Genomic DNA, 16148 nt, shown 5'->3' with positions numbered 1-16148 from the left:
CACGTAAAGTGTTGGCTTAAGGAGCACCGCTGAAGAAAAGATCCATCAGTGAACTTGATGAAAATATAAATTTTACTGAAAAGAATTTAGTGGACGATAATCCGGTTACTAAAAAGTATGTTAACGAGGGAATGACTCTGAAGGAGTTGAGTGAAGCAACCATTCATAACACCTCGCCAATCTTATCTTTGAGGCGATTGGAGGGCCTGATGGATTGAAGGCAGTACTTAAACAAATAGGTGATGATGTCACCGAATCAGAGCTTATCGAGCTGGACCTTAAAGATGTGAGCCCTGGAGAAACAAGGGATACAAGTGCGCCTGAAGCACTTGCTGAAAGTATGCAGGCTTTCACACTCGGTAACGTTCTCACTGATGAGAAGCGGGAGCTGCTGAATGACTGGCTGAAACGAAACACTACAGGAGGTGATCTTATTCGAGAGGGGGTATCAGAAGATTGGGTAGTCGATGGCAAAACAGGATCGGGATCATATGAAACTCGCAATGATATTGCTGTCATCTGGCCCCTGATGATGAACCAATCATTCATTCAATACTCTCCAGTCGTGATGAAGCGGATGCCAGAGCAACCCGCCCATTTCGCGCCTGAACCCGCTCGTTTCCACCGTCACCCCGCCCGTTCCGCGCCTGAACCCGCTCGTTTCCAAGGTCAACCCGCCCGTTCCGCACCTGAACCCGCTCGTTTCCAAAGTCACCCCGCCCATTTAGCGTCTGAACCCGCTCGTTCTCAAGGTCAACCCGCCCGTTCCGCGCCTGACCCCGCTCGTTCTCAAGGTCAACCCGCCCGTTCCACGCCTGAACCCGCTCGTTCTCAAAGTCAACCCGCTCGTTCCGCGCCTGAACCCGCTCGTTTCCAAGGTCAACCCGCCCGTTCCGCGTCTGAACCCGCTCGTTCTCAAGGTCGCCTCGCGTAGTGATCGCTGCCTGTGTAAGACCCAACTCCAAAACAATTCCGAATCGCGTTGGGATTATTCGATGCACAGAGCCCTTTACTACTGATGAATCAGTAAATGGCTATTGACCGCATAAAACAACTCCAAGTTTTCCCGTAACGTAGTCCCTTCGTATTCCGTCCGGAAAATTCCGCGCTCTTGAAGGATGGGGACAACTTTATCCACAAACGCTTCTAATTCACTGGGCAAATTAGCAATTAACATAAAACCGTCCGCCCCATTCTGTTCGTACCAGGCTTCGATGAGATTGGCTACTTGTTCTGGTGTACCCATAAATGGTGTTCGCGGTGTGGCTTCCCTTAAAGCCACTTGGCGCAAGGTTAAGTTGTGCCTGCGTGCTTCAGCCTTGATGCGATCCGTATCGCTTCTGAAACTATTTTCACCAAGGGTCCCTATATCCGGAAAAGATTCGTCCAATGGATAGTGGGAAAAATCATGATGCTCGAAAAGACGGCCTAAAAATGCGAGTGCTTGTTCAATTGTCACGAGACTGGAAAGTTCCTCATATTTTCGTTCCGCTTCCTCTGCCGTATCGCCAATAATCGGACTGATTCCTTGGAAGACCATCACATCATCGGGGTGACGGCCGAATGCAGCGGTTTGCTCTTTCACGTCTGCATAGTATCGCTGCGCTTCCTCTAAAGTAGGCATAATAGCAAAAACTGCATCTGACACTTGTGCGGAAAATGCAATTCCTGATTTGGACGAACCGGCCTGAAAAATTACCGGCTGACCTTGCGGCGATCGACCTATATTCAATGGTCCTTGTACAGAAAAGAACTCCCCTTCGTAATTCAATGTATGTAATTTATTTGGATCGAAAAATTGTCCGGATTCTTTATTGCGTATAAAAGCATCCTCTTCCCAAGAATTCCATAAGCCTTTCATGACTTCAACGAATTCGGCGGCCATCCGGTAACGCAGGGCATGATTTGGATGATCTTTTATGTCTTTACTAAAGTTTAAAGCCGTCTTTTCCAATCCGGACGTCACTGCATTCCATCCTGCTCGTCCCCCGCTTAACATATCAAGTGAAGCGAACTGCCGCGCCGCTGAAAAAGGTTCACTGTAGGTAGTCGATAACGTGCTAACTAGACCGATGTTCGACGTCACCGCCGCCAGTGCAGAGAGAATCGTGAGCGGTTCGAATCGATTCAAATAATGCGGATTTGATTTTTCGTTGATGTACAAAGCATCTGCGATGAAAACAAAGTCAAATTTCCCGCGCTCTGACGTTTGGGCCTGCTGTTTATAAAATTCAAAGTTTACACTTGCATCCGAAGGGATACCAGGATGCCGCCAATCCGAAAACTTCTCCCCGACACCATGGATCATCGTTCCTATTTTCAACTTTTTTCTCCCATACATGCTGCTCTCCCCAGTCCAGTAGATTGTTCTGAATGGCCCTCGTAATCATCCGTCCATTGTCTTAAATTATTACGTGTGTCTTAACTTCTGTCAAGACAGTAATTCCAGTACCTGTGTCAATGGATAGAGTCTAGAAATATAGGCTCTCATGAAAACGTCCGCACCTTCGTAGAGCGGACGTTTTATGTATTTTTATCGACTCACGAAAAATCTCATCTACATGAAATTGAACAAACTTATTGACCGCAAAAAAATCACGTGTTACAATTACTTTGAATTCAAGATAATTAATTCTCCAAAATCATTTGGAAAATAAATTATACGGAATGAATGACTTTTCCACGGAAGTGGCGAGCGATGATGGATACACGAACTTATTACTAAGAAAACTAGCTTGCACGTTCAAGCTAATTATTTTTTTACGCATATATCCTGAATTCAAGATATTGTTTTAGAGTCAGAAGGGGGAGAACAGCATGAACGGCTTGAAAGGGATTCACCACGTGACGGCCATTACGAGCAGTGCCGAAAAAAATTATGAGTTTTTCACGTACACGTTAGGCATGCGGTTAGTCAAGAAAACGGTGAATCAGGATGATATCCGGACGTATCACCTTTTCTTTGCAGACGATACAGGATCCGCCGGTACGGATATGACGTTTTTCGATTTTCCGGGGATTCCGCAAGGGACTCATGGCACGAATGAGATTTACAAAACTGCTTTTCGTGTCCCGACAGATGCGGCATTGGACTATTGGGTGAAACGCTTTGAAAAATATGAGGTAGCCCATACAGGAATAGAAGAAGTTTTCGGCAAAAAGACTCTATCCTTCACTGATTTCGATAATCAGCACTATATGCTGATTTCAGATGAGCACAACTCAGGTATCGCATCGGGCACTCCATGGCAGCACGGTCCTGTGCCGCTTGAATTTGCGATTACAGGATTAGGCCCGATCCACATTCGGATTGCAAAGTTCGACTATTTCAAAGAGGTGCTTGAAAAGGTCATGCTGTTTAAAGAAATCGCATCGGAAGATTCTCTGCATCTGTTCGAAGTGAGGGAAGGCGGGAATGGAGCGCAAGTGATTGTGGAACACAACACCGATCTTCCGGATGGACGTCAAGGATTCGGAACCGTCCACCACACGGCTTTCCGGGTGGAAGACACGAATGTGCTGAACGAATGGATTGACCGCCTGCAATCATTCGGTTTGAGCAATTCCGGTTATGTAGATCGATTTTTCTTTGAATCCTTATATGCTCGTGTAGCACCGGGAATACTTTTCGAGTGGGCTACGGACGGACCTGGATTCATGGGGGATGAACCCTATGAGACTGTAGGTGAAATGTTGTCGCTGCCTCCATTCTTGGAGGGGAAACGGGAGCAGATTGAGTCCATTGTGCGGCCTATCGATACCGTACGCAGCACACTGCACATTGAGAAAGAGTACTTGTAGAAGGGGGGAGCTCGACTGTGCAACACGTTTTCAGAAGAGGGACGAATGAAGAAAAACCCGTATTTCTCTTGCTGCATGGTACAGGCGGCACGGAGCATGACTTGCTGTCGTTAGCTGAAATCGTTGACCCTGAGTCATCCGTACTCAGTGTGCGGGGGAACGTATTGGAAAACGGCATGCCACGTTTCTTTAAAAGGTTAGCGGAAGGCGTTTTTGACGAAGAAGATTTGGTTTTCCGTACGAAAGAGCTGAATGGCTTCTTAGCACAAGCGGCCAAAGACTATCAATTCAATCCGTTGAATGTCATCGCCATCGGCTATTCAAATGGTGCTAATATTGCAGCCAGTCTGCTATTCCACTATGCCGATACCCTAAAGGGAGCGATTCTTCATCATCCGATGGTGCCGCTGCGTGGCGTCCCCATGCCGGATCTAACCGGGATTGACGTGTGGATCGGAGCCGGAGCCAATGATCCGATTTGTCCTAAGGAAGAATCGATTGAGTTACAGGAACTGCTGGAAGCAGCAGGGGCATCCGTCGGAATCCATTGGGAACACGCAGGACATCAGCTGACCATGGAGGAAGTGAAAGCCGCAAAAGCTTGGTATGAACAAACTTTCAGATGAAGATGATGTAAATAGACTGGCATGAAACAAAACTCAGATTCAATAAAATGGAGGAATTTCAAATGACAAAATGGACAGTAGACCAATCGCATTCAACAGTAGGTTTTGAAGTGAAACATATGATGGTATCCAAAGTGAGAGGCCAATTTGATGACTACACAGCAACAGTTGAGGCTGCAGACTTAACAGATCTAACCACTGCAACCATCGCTTTCAATTTCGACGTTGCAAGCCTTAATACACATTCAGCAGACCGGGATAATCACTTGAAGTCAGCAGATTTCTTCGACGTAGAGAATTTTTCGGAAATCACATTCCAATCCACTGCCATTACAAAAGATGGCGATGATTACAAAGTGACTGGCGACCTAACGATTAAAGACGTTACGAAACCGGTAACCTTTGACGTAGAGTTTGGCGGAAAAGGAACGAACCCATGGGGTGTTGAAGTATATGGATTCGAAGCGGAAGCGAAGATCAACCGAGAAGAGTTCGGGTTGACTTGGAATACAGCTCTTGAAACAGGAGGCGTCCTTGTCGGCCGAGACATTAAAATCAAAGTCGAGCTGGAAGTGAACCCTGCGTCTTAACCATATAGTCACATAGAAGTTAAGGGCGTTTGCGCAATTAAAACTAAAACCCGCCAGCCGATTCCAATGAGAGTGGAATCGGCTGGCGGGTTTTAATATAATGAATGTCAAAAAGAACCCACAACGAACTGGATAGAGTATGTATGAGGTTTGTGAGAGATGTGTGGGAAACAAACACAAATATTTCATATATCACCCAAGAAATCGGAACAAACGTGTCGATATAGCTAGTATAGAGAGATCCTTGTAAGTCCGAAAAAACAATGGCTATCCCCAGGCTGCTTTTAAATCTATAATGAATAGAGAACGTAAAAGGAGCGGAATAATATGAAAAGCATTCAGCAACGTAATCACGTGAAGATAATAGGACAAGGTGAACAAACAATCATGTTAGCCCATGGATTCGGATGCGACCAGAGCATGTGGCAGTACATCGCTCCAGCTTTAGCGGAGCAGTACCGGGTAGTCTTGTTCGATTATGTAGGAGCAGGGAATTCGGACATCTCCTCCTATCAAACAGAAAAATATAGTACAGCACATGGCTATAAGCAAGATATCTTGGAAATTATCGATGAGTTGGGTTTGAAGGAAATCCACTTTGTCGGACATTCCGTCAGTTCAATGATCGGGATGCTCGCCGCAATCGAAAGACCGGAATGCTTTAAGAAATTCGTGATGATCGGACCTTCTCCATGTTACATAAACGAACCGAACGGTTATGTTGGCGGATTTGAAAAAAGTGATATTGCGGATCTACTGACGATGATGGAAATGAATTTCACGGGTTGGGCAAGCTATTTGGCACCCATCGTGACAGATCCGACGAAAAATCCCCAAGTCACAAAGCATGTAGAAGCGAGCTTTGTTTCGACGGATCCTCAAATCGCACGGGAATTTGCCGAAATGACGTTCTTGTCAGATCACCGTGATCGTTTAGCATCGATGAGCATTCCAACACTGGTTATCCAATGTTCAGATGACAGTATTGTACCGATAGAAGTAGGCGAATATTTAAATGCCCATTTACCATCAAGCACGCTGCGCATTATGGAGGTCAAAGGCCACTATCCTCACATTAGCCAGCCAGAGGAAACGTTGAAACTGATTCAAGAGTTTTTAGTAAAATAACGGTGAAGAGGATGACTCGCAGTGGAAGAACGGCTAAAAGAGGCACCATGCGGACTAATAAGTATTGATCATAACGGCTGTATTATTGAAGTGAATAATCGTTATCTCTCCTGGATGGGATACCGGGAAGAAGAGGTTGTCGGCAAGCACATTGAAACCTTTTTAACGAAGGTCAATCGAATATTCGTCCATACTTACTTTGTCCCGGCTATACAGTTGCACGGCTCAGTGGAAGAGTTTTACATCAATCTTACGAGTGCGTCTGGTGAACCTGTACCGCTTCTTATGAATGCGAGACGATATATTCAAGATGACGTACCAATCGTCGATTGCATGTTCATCCAGATGAAACAACGGATCGATTATGAAATGGAGCTGCGTTCGCTTCAGAAAAAGACGGAAAAGGCGTATAAAGATCGAGAAGAGGCCTTTGCTCAATTAGAAAAAATCTATGGGGAAATCGAAAGAAAGCAAGACGAAATATTGGAGATGAACGAAGTACTTCTGAAACTATCCAATACTGATAAGCTGACAGCTATTCCGAACAGGCGCTTTTTCCAAGAAGAATTGGAACGTCATATTGAGCAGCATTCAAGAAAAGGAACTGTATTTTCGTTACTCATGGTGGATATTGATCATTTCAAAAAGGTCAATGATACACATGGACATCTAGTTGGCGATAACGCTCTGATCCGGTTGGCAGAATTGTTGACTCGAGAAGTGAGGCCGGTTGACCGGGTAGCACGGCTCGGCGGTGAGGAATTTGTCATCATTCTCCCGGGGATGGATGCAGAAGCGTCGCTCGAATTGGCGGTGAAGCTTAATAAGGCAGTGGAATTTGCTACATGGGAGCGAGTCGATCGCTTAACGGTGAGTATCGGGGTGTCTACATTCTCTGAGGGGGATACGGAAGTCACTATATTACATACGGCTGATCAGGCGCTTTATCACGCCAAAGCCAGTGGCCGCAATTGTTCGATTCATTTTCAGGAAGTAGTATAAGTAACTTACGCGTGAAGATCCTTTTACACACAGTACCCAGACATCATAAAAGCTTGCTAGCGAATTTCAAAAATCATGGAATTTGCTGAGCAGGCTTTTTGTCTAAGCAACAGCAAGTTGAATAGAATTCAATCTGATTGTGAAGAACGTATAATTATGAACTGAAATTATCATGATTTGTTTGTGAAAGAGTGACATTTCCATTTTAACGCTTATACAGTAAGCTTCTCCTCTTTTCACATACACATTCCTCATGTAAAATGGAAAAGAGCGAAATCTGGTCAGAGAACCAGTTGCTCCTTCGTTTTGTTTTTGTGAGTTATCGGTTACGTAAAATAAGAAATTTTCCGGATGCAGGGCTGACCTGGCATCCCATAATGAGAGGATTGGAAATTGAATATGCAAGAGAATTTCTGGCGTGAATTACCACGGCCGTTTTTTATATTAGCACCAATGGAAGATGTCACCAATGTAGTGTTTCGCCATGTCGTGGCGGAAGCAGCAAGACCAGATGTGTTTTTTACTGAGTTTACAAATACGGAGAGCTATTGTCATCCGGAGGGGATCTTCAGTGTTCGAGGGCGTTTGACGTTCACAGAAGACGAACAGCCAATGGTGGCCCATATATGGGGGAATAAGCCCGAGCACTTCCGGGATATGAGTATTGGAATGGCGGAACAAGGATTCAAAGGCGTCGATATTAACATGGGCTGCCCCGTTCCGAATGTTGCTTCGAAAGGAAGAGGCAGCGGGCTGATCAATTATCCTGATAACGCAGCGGATATTATCCAAGCTGCAAAGGCAGGAGGGCTGCCAGTCAGTGTGAAGACGAGACTGGGCTATACGGATGTCGATGAGTGGCGCGGTTGGTTGAGACATGTACTCGAACAAGACATCGCCAATTTATCGATTCACCTTCGCACAAGAAAAGAAATGAGTAATTTCGAAGCCCACTGGGAACTGATCCCGGAAATAAAGCAGCTGCGCGATGAAATCGCACCCGATACATTGTTGACCATCAATGGAGACATCCTGGATCGACAGATGGGATTGGAGCTCGTTGAGAAGTATGGTGTAGACGGGGTCATGATTGGCCGGGGAATCTTTAAAAATCCATTTGCCTTTGAAAAAGAGCCAAGAGAGCACAATAGTAAAGAGTTAATGGACCTCTTAAGACTTCATCTGGATCTCCACGATAAATATTCCAAGGAAATCGAGGAGCTCCCATTCAAACCGCTTCGCCGCTTCTTTAAGATCTATGTTAAAGGGATCAGAGGAGCAGGTGAATTGAGAAATCAATTGATGTATACGGAATCGACAGATGAAGTGCGTGCCTTGCTTGATGGTTTCGAGTTGCAGCATGTGGATGACCTAGAATAAGGAAAATGGATATGTATAAGCACAGTTTAATCACATCACAGACAGCTTCATTCGGTGATACTCAAAAGCGTCAACTCTTTAAAAAGGGTTGACGCTTTTACCGTTTCTTAACAGCATACTTTCCTCTACTTTACTTGTTCTCTGTCCTCATAGGGAGTTCGTTGTTTGTAACCTGTTCAATGAGCCCATTCCGTAAATAAGGGAGTTTCCTCAGGACTTTTTTTGGGTAGGCTTGCTGTAAGAGGGAATGGAACTGAACGAGGCGTTACCATTCATTGAAATCATTAGTATAGGAGGAGTTCCGGTGAAAGAAGATGAAAATAAAGTTAAAAACGATGAAGAAACGAAGCGGGAGACGCTTACAACACGCCAAGGACATCCTGTGAAAGACAATCAGAATATCCGGACGATTGGTGATCGCGGTCCAGCGACGCTTGAGAATTATCACTTCATAGAAAAAATTTCTCATTTCGATCGGGAAGAAATTCCGGAACGGGTTGTCCATGCGAGAGGAGCGGGTGCATTTGGTTATTTCGAAACGTATGGCAAGGTTGGAGACAAGCCGGTCGAAACGTATACGCGTGCCAAGGTGTTCTCCGGTGAAGGGAAAAGAACTCCTGTATTAGTCCGTTTTTCCACCGTGGCGGGGGCGAAGGATTCTCCTGAAACGGCACGGGACCCGCGGGGGTTTGCGGTGAAGATGTATACGGAAGATGGGAACTGGGACTTGGTAGGGAATAATTTAAAAATATTTTTCATTCGGGATGCTATGAAGTTTCCGGACATGATCCATGCGTTCAAAGCGGATCCTGTATCGAATGTCCCCCATCCTCAACGGATGTTTGACTTTGTCTCGCGCTCTCCTGAGTCGATTCACATGATCACTTTTCTTTTCTCACCGTGGGGAATCCCGGCGACCTATCGTCACATGCAAGGTTCAGGTGTAAACACGTATAAATGGGTGAACGAAAAAGGGGAAGCGGTTCTCGTGAAGTATCATTGGGAGCCGAAACAAGGCATCCGGAACCTCACACAGGATGATGCAGATGCTGTTCAAGCGAAGAATGTCGGGCACGCAACACAGGATCTGTATGAAGCGATCGAGCGAGGCGACTATCCGGAGTGGGAGCTGTTCGTGCAAATCATGGAAGATGACTACCATCCGGAGCTTGATTTTGACCCGCTGGATGATACGAAGCTTTGGCCAGAGGACCAGTTTCCTTGGTTGCCGGTAGGGCGTATGGTGTTGGATCGGAACCCTGAAGATTACCATGTGGACATCGAGCAAGCTGCCTTCGGAACTGGTGTACTCGTGGACGGTATGGACTTTTCAGATGATAAGATGCTGCAAGGTCGTACATTCTCTTACTCCGATACGCAACGTCATCGCGTAGGAACCAACTACTTGCAGTTACCTGTCAATGCCCCTAAAACGACTGTCCGTACCAATCAGCAACGTGGGCAGATGGATCATCGGGATCCCCGCGAGTCGGGAGAGAATCCACATATCAATTATGAGCCGTCCACGCTTGGTGGATTCAAAGAAGCCCATTCGAGAAGTGGACATCCGCATCGACCGACGTATAACGCAGCGGCGATGAGTGCCCCGATTGATCGTCCGAACAACTATGGTCAAGCGGGCGAAACGTTCCGTCAGTTCGAGGACTGGGAGCGCAAAGAATTAATCAGCAATCTTTCAGACGCTCTTTCAGTATGTGATGTACGGATTCAAGAAGCGATGATCGAACATTTCACGAAAGCTGACGAAAAGTATGGCCGTCTTGTCAAAGAAGGTATTGAGAAAAAAGTAAGAGAAATGAAAGAAGCAAAGAATGATGACAACGTTCCTGGCCGGGATTCAGGGAAGTCGAAATTTGGACAGGGGACTCCGGAGTCAAAAGAGGCAGCCGTGGATGCAGTGGAAAAAGGGCGCGAAGCAGATCCTTATTAAATCTCAACATAAGATAACCTCTCACATTCAAGGAGTGTGGGAGGTTTTATTTTATCCGTGAGTGTTCAAACAAACATGTTAGTTCCATTAACCTCTCCAAACGTTAATCAGCTTTTACCCGCTCCACTTTTTTACGATAATCCTTATTCAAGGAAAAGTGGAAGGGATGTATAGTTCGCTGGAGACCAAGGCGGGACAGGAAATTGCTGTCCTACTCAACGCTTTCAGAAATGAGCACGACGGAGAGGTGTTCAATGATTTCATCTATTTTCCAATGAAAGAGCGTTATGAGTATGAACAGGTATTTCTTGCTGCTAAAAAGGAAACGGATGACCGCAACCGTATGAGGGAAAAGCAAATTGCCGAGCTTGATATGCTGCGACAAGAATTGGAGTCCGAGCAAAAAGAGCTGTTCAGACCTTATCGGAAAGTTATAGAAGTTAGCGGAAACGGATGGGGTGACCGGTCTTTGGAATAGACGCAGCTTACAGGAGAAACTGACTTCATCTATTCGTCGCGCGGTATGGTGGTGAGGAATTCCCATTGATCTTACCGGATACGGATCAGCCTGAAGCTCTGAAAAAGGCCGTAAGAATACGTGTCCGTGTAGAAGGGGAAACTGGGCTTGGCCAGTATTTCGGTGAGTATAGGGGAAGCGACTTTTTGCCAGGAGATACAGAGGGCTCTTTACAATCCAATGCAGAATAAGCGCGTTATGCTTCCTAAGATGCTGGACGCAATTTAGGTACCCATGCTAGTGAGGGAGTACAAGTGTAAAAGCGGAATTCAGTTTAAAAGATGAGTTCGGCCTTCACTAAATTCAGGTGACCGGTTCATATGCGGATTCGATGTCTTAGAACCAGTCACCTTTTTATAGGGGGCAACCGACCATTTTTGAAATTATGATGAAGCTCGAAAGTTTTGTGCTCAGGTGCAGGAGGAAGTGTTTTCTATTCTCCCGCCTTAGGGCTCGGTTGATGAAAGAAATTCGGTGTCACGATGTCATTCTGATACGGCTTATGGAATATGTGCGTCGTGGCCGGGGAGACTGGCGGAATGAGCCAGGTCCAGTTCCCGGTGACGGGACGTCCGGCGTTGTTCTCCTTTTTCTCGAACGCTTTGAATTGTTTGGCAGCTGTATGATGATCAACGAGTGTAACGCCCGCTTGGTGATAGGAATGCAGGACGGCGATATTCAGTTCGACGAGTGCCTTGTCGATCCAAAGCGACCGGTTCGAGTTCGTTGAAAGCCCCATCTGTTTCGCTATTGCAGGCAGGAAATTATATCGGTCTTCATCCGCAAGATTCCGCGCACCGATTTCAGTTCCCATATACCAGCCGTTGAAAGGCGCCATCGGATAGTCGATGCCGCCAATTTCGAGCAACATGTCAGAAATAATGGGAACAGCATGCCATTTAATCCCGAGCGTCTCGATTCCCGGGATCTCTGGATGGCTGATCGATACTTCTTTTACTAAGCCATCTGGAATGATATACAACTGCTCTGGTTGTCCATGTTCTTGGATAACGATCGGGAGGACGTCAAAAGAAGTGTGTGCCCCTTGCCAGCCGAGGGTCTCGCACTTTTTTGTCATGGAAACGTTAGCGGAATCCCCGATAATCGAACCATCCATTTCATAGCCCGCGTATCGGATCAGCTGATGATTCCACATACGGATCGGGTCTTTTCCTGCTTTCCGAGGCGGGAAGACAGTAATGGCAGATCGGATATCGCCGCCATTCGTGGCGTAGCGGATATGATCCTGCAATGCTTCAAAAGCTCCGTCAGCTGTAGTGACATCTCGTCTATCAAACACTTCAAGTGTTTCCCAAAGAAGACGTCCGATACACCGGTTGCTGTTGCGCCATGCCATTTTTGCTCCGTGGGACAGTTCTGCAAGGGTATGCGTATAGGTGCCGCTTTCTATGATCTCTTTTTCAATATCTTGCAGCCGCTGTTGTTGCTGATCTGCAGGGAGTCCTAATTCTTCGTAACAGCGACCAATGAAATCGACCGCTTTCTGGAAAAGTTCTGTATGCTGTTCGTTCACAATAATCCACTCCTTACTAATCAGTCTACCATCGAACGACTATAGGATTGCTGAACGTTTTGTGTCTGGTTCCCCAGCAGCTTGAAAGCGGTGAATGCGAGTGTAGTTGAGGTATACTAGGAAGCGGAAGGAGTAAACGCCATGCCAGACTTTTTGAAAGAGTATTTTCTAGGAATCGCAGATAGTTTGCAAACTACCTTGAAAACTCCGGATGCGTATTTGAACAAAGTTGCACTGACAGCAGTGGTTCTTGTGATAGGAATCGCGTTGTATATGCTGCTCAAAAAAATGCTTGCGCGCAGTGTCAAAAACTTTACGAAGAAGATCCAGTTACATAAAGCAGCGAAGCAGACAATGGGGACGCTGACCATCGTTTCCGTACTGTTCATATGGGTCCAAGCGATTAATGTTCTGGTCTTGATAGCGCTCTTATTCGGTATGATAGCGGTGTTCATGGTCAGGGGATTGACGAGCAACATTATCGGATATTTTGTCATTAAGTACCGGAAGTATTTTGAAATCGGACACCGAGTAGAGATTAATGAAATTATTGGGGATGTCATTGAAATCAATTCAACCAGTTTCAAATTGTTAGAGGTGCGAAATGGATTATCTTCCGATGCGCATACAGGACGCATTATCAAGCTTCCGAATAGTATCATTTTCAACGAATCCATTGAAATGGTTGGTGTCGCGAACAGGTTTGTCTGGCATGAGGTTAAATACGTTGTATCGTTTGATAGTAACTGGCAAGCGGCAGAACAGATTATGACCGAGGCAGGAGCGTCTTATTTCGAAGAGATTGTGTTGCCTGAACTCCAACAAACGAATCGGCGTTTACTGAACGGACAGTCAGAATTACGTCCTGTATTTTCAATAGATACGAATGATGCAGGGATTGTTTTGGTGTTACGTTATTTAGTGGATTATCAACAGGGCGTATCTGCAAAAACGACATTGCAGCGGACGATTTTACCGCAGTTCATTGAGCATCCGAACATCGAGTTTGCGATTGTAGAAGTGAAGGTGTTCCAAGGATAGCCTGTTAGATGGAGCACTTCAGCAATGAAACAATTATCTGAACGAAAGAAGGAATCCCTTTATGCCGGATTTTACAAAAGCGATTGCAGAGATTACGATACGAGATGCAAAACAAGAAGACGCACCACGCATTGTCGAGTTTTACAATGTGGTCGGCGGAGAGACGGATTATCTGTCATTTGGTCAGGATGAATACCCTCGAACTGCAGAGGAATTGGCACAATCCATTGAAGATATGAAACAATCCAAAGGAACGTGTATGTTTCTTATGCTGGACGGGGAGGAAATTGTCGGGATCGGTACGATGGATTCGAGTTCGAAACGCAGATTCCTTCACGTAGGGACACTCGGGATTGTCATTCGCCAATCACACGCGGGAAATGGGCTTGGCCGCTTGCTGATGACTGCACTGATCGACTGGTCCAAAAAAAATGAACAAACTGAAAAAATTACGCTCATCACCCGGTCAGATAATGAACGGGCAGTTGCACTTTACGAAAAACTTGGATTTAAGCAAGAAGGGGTATTCTACAAAGACTCGTTCGATGGCGAACGGTATTATGACAGCTTATCCATGGCACTTTTCCTATGATCACAAAAACTCTCCTGCACTCAATTGGCGTAGGAGAGTTTTTGTGTGCAATTTAAGCATCTATTGAGTTTTTTTCGGATCACGTATTGCAAAGGACAACAGCAGTCCAAACGCTGCGATGGATCCGGCTACCAAGAAGGCGATATTGACCCCATGAATAGCACCGGCAACGGAGTTCCCGCTTGCTGCGGTGATGGTAATCGTAACGAGCACGGCGGTACCGACAGCACCTGAGATTTGGCGGAAGGTGTTATTCATGGCCGTACCGTGAGAAATCAGGTGATTGGGCAGCTGGTTCAAACCAAGCGTTGTGGAGGGCATCATGACCATTGCAATGCCGATCATACGGATTGCGTTCAAGACTGCTAAATACGTAAATGTTGTATCTTGTGACAAGTTTGCAAAGAAGAATGTTGTGACGGTTAAAATTGTAAACCCGATACGAAGCAACCATTTTGCTCCGTATTTATCGAACAGTGTCCCTGTTACAGGATTCATGATTCCCATAACGATTGCGCCTGGTAATAGCATTAGGCCGGAATGCAGCGCATTGAACCCAAGCAAGTTCTGCATGAAGATTGGCAGAATGACAGTTGTTGCAATCATCGATGCAAATACAATCATCCCGAGTCCTGTTGCGAGTGAGAAGATCCTGTATTTGAATACGCGGAATTCCAGGATGGGCTGTTCCAGTTTCAACTGTCGGTTGATGAACAAGAAGAGTGTGATGGCACCAACCAATAGAGAGAGAATGACATTAGGGCTAAGCCAGCCTGAATTGCCGGCCACACTGAATCCGTAAAGAAGGCCTCCAAACCCAAATGTAGAAAGAACAATTGACTTGTAGTCCACTTTAGGGTTCGTTTGCTCAGTTACGTTTTTCAGTAAGAAGTAAGCAGCTAGGATAATCACAAGTGCAATCGGGAGTACGACGTAAAATACGCTGCGCCATGGGTAGTGATCCACAAGATAACCGGACAAACTTGGGCCAATGGCTGGTGCAAATGCAATGACAAGACCGAACATCCCCATTGCTTTCCCCCGCTGTGAAATCGGGAAGATCAGGAACATGATTGTTTGCAGGAGCGGCATCATAATTCCAGCGCCAGCGCCTTGTAAGACGCGAGCCGCTAATAAGAAGGAGAAGTTAGGAGAGAAGGCACCGATAAGTGTACCTGCGGCAAATGTCCCCATAGCCGTCAAGAACAAACTTCGAGTAGAAAATTTCCCGATTAAGAACGCTGTAATCGGAATCATAATTCCATTAACGAGCATGAAAATCGACTGCAGCCACTGGACAGTACTTTCATTAATGTTGAGATCTTTCATTATTGGGGGGAGAGCCGTTGCTAGAAGTGTCTGGTTCAAGATTGTAATGAATGCACCAGACAATAACACTGCAAGTAGTGGGAGATGCTTTTTGAAATCGAACGTCTGGGAATCACCCTGTACTTTTGAATTAACCATTGATTTTTCATCACCTCATCCTGGATTCGCAAATCCTGACATCCCTTTTAAAATGAAACCCGGATCTGACATTCTTTATATACTAGAGGATATTCATTTTGACCTCAATTTAGCTGTTTAAAAATCTTGTTGTCTCGGTAAGAGTTGCCGTACAGTCCGCAAGTCATACCTAACCATACCTTATTTCAACTAATTCAAACTCCGATTGTCTGGAAAGCAGCAGTATGGAACTAAGAACAGACAAATAAATTATCAGGTGATGAGAAAAATGAATAAACGATCTTTGAAAGGGGGGATATCAATAGCACTGTCGCTGTCTACAGCTGCGTCGTTTTGCATAGTTCTACGGGTACCTTGTTTGTCGTGAAGTAAGTAAAGGTGGTATAGACGGAATTTTTATTGTATATAGATTTTTATGGATGAGCGCCGTTCAATAATTTTAGTGAAAAGAATCTTAACTAAGGTATAATAAGTAATCCATTCTTGTGGCAGTCGGGGTTCAGTGTATGCTGCTTTTGA

At 45.5% G+C, this 16148-nt stretch carries 15 protein-coding genes; 12 read left to right on the top strand and 3 right to left on the bottom strand.

Annotated elements, in window-relative coordinates; genetic code table 11:
• Positions 1-184: 184 nt before the first annotated feature.
• On the top strand, positions 185-934 hold the full coding sequence (locus ABE021_RS01800) for a serine hydrolase (protein ID WP_430286468.1): 750 nt from the start codon (positions 185-187) through the stop codon (positions 932-934).
• A 78-nt stretch (positions 935-1012) separates the two neighbouring features.
• Here the strand turns inward: ABE021_RS01800 and ABE021_RS01795 are convergent, their stop codons facing one another.
• Positions 1013-2341 carry an LLM class flavin-dependent oxidoreductase gene (locus tag ABE021_RS01795; protein WP_430286450.1) on the bottom strand — a complete coding sequence of 443 codons (1329 nt, stop codon included), beginning with the start codon at positions 2339-2341 and terminating at the stop codon, positions 1013-1015.
• Between the two features lie 476 nt (positions 2342-2817).
• Between ABE021_RS01795 and ABE021_RS01790 the strand changes: the two genes are divergently transcribed.
• The 9 genes from ABE021_RS01790 to ABE021_RS01750 all read left to right on the top strand — a co-directional run bounded on the left by ABE021_RS01790 (position 2818) and on the right by ABE021_RS01750 (position 11186).
• Entirely contained in the window at positions 2818-3801 is a 984-nt protein-coding gene (locus ABE021_RS01790) for a ring-cleaving dioxygenase (protein WP_430286449.1), read from the top strand.
• 17 nt (positions 3802-3818) lie between these two features.
• Positions 3819-4427, top strand: coding sequence for an alpha/beta hydrolase (locus ABE021_RS01785; RefSeq protein WP_430286448.1), 609 nt, complete (start codon positions 3819-3821; stop codon positions 4425-4427).
• A gap of 62 nt (positions 4428-4489) precedes the next feature.
• Positions 4490-5017 (top strand): YceI family protein, encoded by a 528-nt coding sequence (locus ABE021_RS01780; RefSeq protein WP_430286447.1) that lies wholly within the window; start codon positions 4490-4492, stop codon positions 5015-5017.
• 327 nt (positions 5018-5344) lie between these two features.
• Positions 5345-6145, top strand: coding sequence for an alpha/beta fold hydrolase (locus tag ABE021_RS01775; RefSeq protein WP_430286446.1), 801 nt, complete (start codon positions 5345-5347; stop codon positions 6143-6145).
• Positions 6146-6166: 21 nt separating this feature from the next.
• Positions 6167-7147 carry a sensor domain-containing diguanylate cyclase gene (locus tag ABE021_RS01770; RefSeq protein ID WP_430286445.1) on the top strand — a complete coding sequence of 327 codons (981 nt, stop codon included), beginning with the start codon at positions 6167-6169 and terminating at the stop codon, positions 7145-7147.
• 399 nt (positions 7148-7546) lie between these two features.
• Positions 7547-8527: a tRNA dihydrouridine synthase gene (locus ABE021_RS01765; RefSeq protein ID WP_430286467.1), complete on the top strand. Its 981-nt coding sequence runs from the start codon at positions 7547-7549 to the stop codon at positions 8525-8527.
• Between the two features lie 247 nt (positions 8528-8774).
• Positions 8775-10478: a catalase gene (locus ABE021_RS01760; protein WP_430286444.1), complete on the top strand. Its 1704-nt coding sequence runs from the start codon at positions 8775-8777 to the stop codon at positions 10476-10478.
• Between the two features lie 166 nt (positions 10479-10644).
• Positions 10645-10956, top strand: coding sequence for a hypothetical protein (locus ABE021_RS01755; protein WP_430286443.1), 312 nt, complete (start codon positions 10645-10647; stop codon positions 10954-10956).
• 65 nt (positions 10957-11021) lie between these two features.
• On the top strand, positions 11022-11186 hold the full coding sequence (locus ABE021_RS01750) for a hypothetical protein (RefSeq protein ID WP_430286442.1): 165 nt from the start codon (positions 11022-11024) through the stop codon (positions 11184-11186).
• 242 nt (positions 11187-11428) lie between these two features.
• Here the strand turns inward: ABE021_RS01750 and ABE021_RS01745 are convergent, their stop codons facing one another.
• Positions 11429-12535, bottom strand: coding sequence for a nitric oxide synthase oxygenase (locus tag ABE021_RS01745; protein ID WP_430286466.1), 1107 nt, complete (start codon positions 12533-12535; stop codon positions 11429-11431).
• Positions 12536-12670: 135 nt separating this feature from the next.
• Between ABE021_RS01745 and ABE021_RS01740 the strand changes: the two genes are divergently transcribed.
• Positions 12671-13570, top strand: coding sequence for a mechanosensitive ion channel family protein (locus ABE021_RS01740; RefSeq protein ID WP_430286441.1), 900 nt, complete (start codon positions 12671-12673; stop codon positions 13568-13570).
• Between the two features lie 61 nt (positions 13571-13631).
• The gene (locus tag ABE021_RS01735) at positions 13632-14162 is read left to right on the top strand and encodes an N-acetyltransferase family protein (protein ID WP_430286440.1); all 531 of its coding nucleotides are present in this window, start codon (positions 13632-13634) and stop codon (positions 14160-14162) included.
• 60 nt (positions 14163-14222) lie between these two features.
• Here ABE021_RS01735 and ABE021_RS01730 read toward each other — a convergent pair whose 3' ends face one another.
• A complete protein-coding gene (locus ABE021_RS01730; protein ID WP_430286439.1) occupies positions 14223-15629 on the bottom strand; it encodes an MDR family MFS transporter in 1407 nt (468 codons plus the stop codon).
• Between the last annotated feature and the right edge of the window lie 519 nt (positions 15630-16148).

The organism is Sporosarcina gallistercoris (genome assembly GCF_050459885.1).
Taxonomy (GTDB): domain Bacteria; phylum Bacillota; class Bacilli; order Bacillales_A; family Planococcaceae; genus Sporosarcina; species Sporosarcina gallistercoris_A.
This window is presented reverse-complemented; position numbering and strand designations above follow the sequence as displayed.

Coding starts and splice junctions, on each gene's coding strand:
- ABE021_RS01780 (WP_430286447.1), top strand. CDS start 4,490: ATGACAAAATGGACAGTAGACCAATCGCATTCAACAGTAGGTTTTGAA.
- ABE021_RS01735 (WP_430286440.1), top strand. CDS start 13,632: ATGCCGGATTTTACAAAAGCGATTGCAGAGATTACGATACGAGATGCA.
- ABE021_RS01740 (WP_430286441.1), top strand. CDS start 12,671: ATGCCAGACTTTTTGAAAGAGTATTTTCTAGGAATCGCAGATAGTTTG.
- ABE021_RS01755 (WP_430286443.1), top strand. CDS start 10,645: ATGTATAGTTCGCTGGAGACCAAGGCGGGACAGGAAATTGCTGTCCTA.
- ABE021_RS01790 (WP_430286449.1), top strand. CDS start 2,818: ATGAACGGCTTGAAAGGGATTCACCACGTGACGGCCATTACGAGCAGT.
- ABE021_RS01795 (WP_430286450.1), bottom strand. CDS start 2,341: ATGTATGGGAGAAAAAAGTTGAAAATAGGAACGATGATCCATGGTGTC.
- ABE021_RS01765 (WP_430286467.1), top strand. CDS start 7,547: ATGCAAGAGAATTTCTGGCGTGAATTACCACGGCCGTTTTTTATATTA.
- ABE021_RS01730 (WP_430286439.1), bottom strand. CDS start 15,629: ATGGTTAATTCAAAAGTACAGGGTGATTCCCAGACGTTCGATTTCAAA.
- ABE021_RS01760 (WP_430286444.1), top strand. CDS start 8,775: ATGGAACTGAACGAGGCGTTACCATTCATTGAAATCATTAGTATAGGA.
- ABE021_RS01775 (WP_430286446.1), top strand. CDS start 5,345: ATGAAAAGCATTCAGCAACGTAATCACGTGAAGATAATAGGACAAGGT.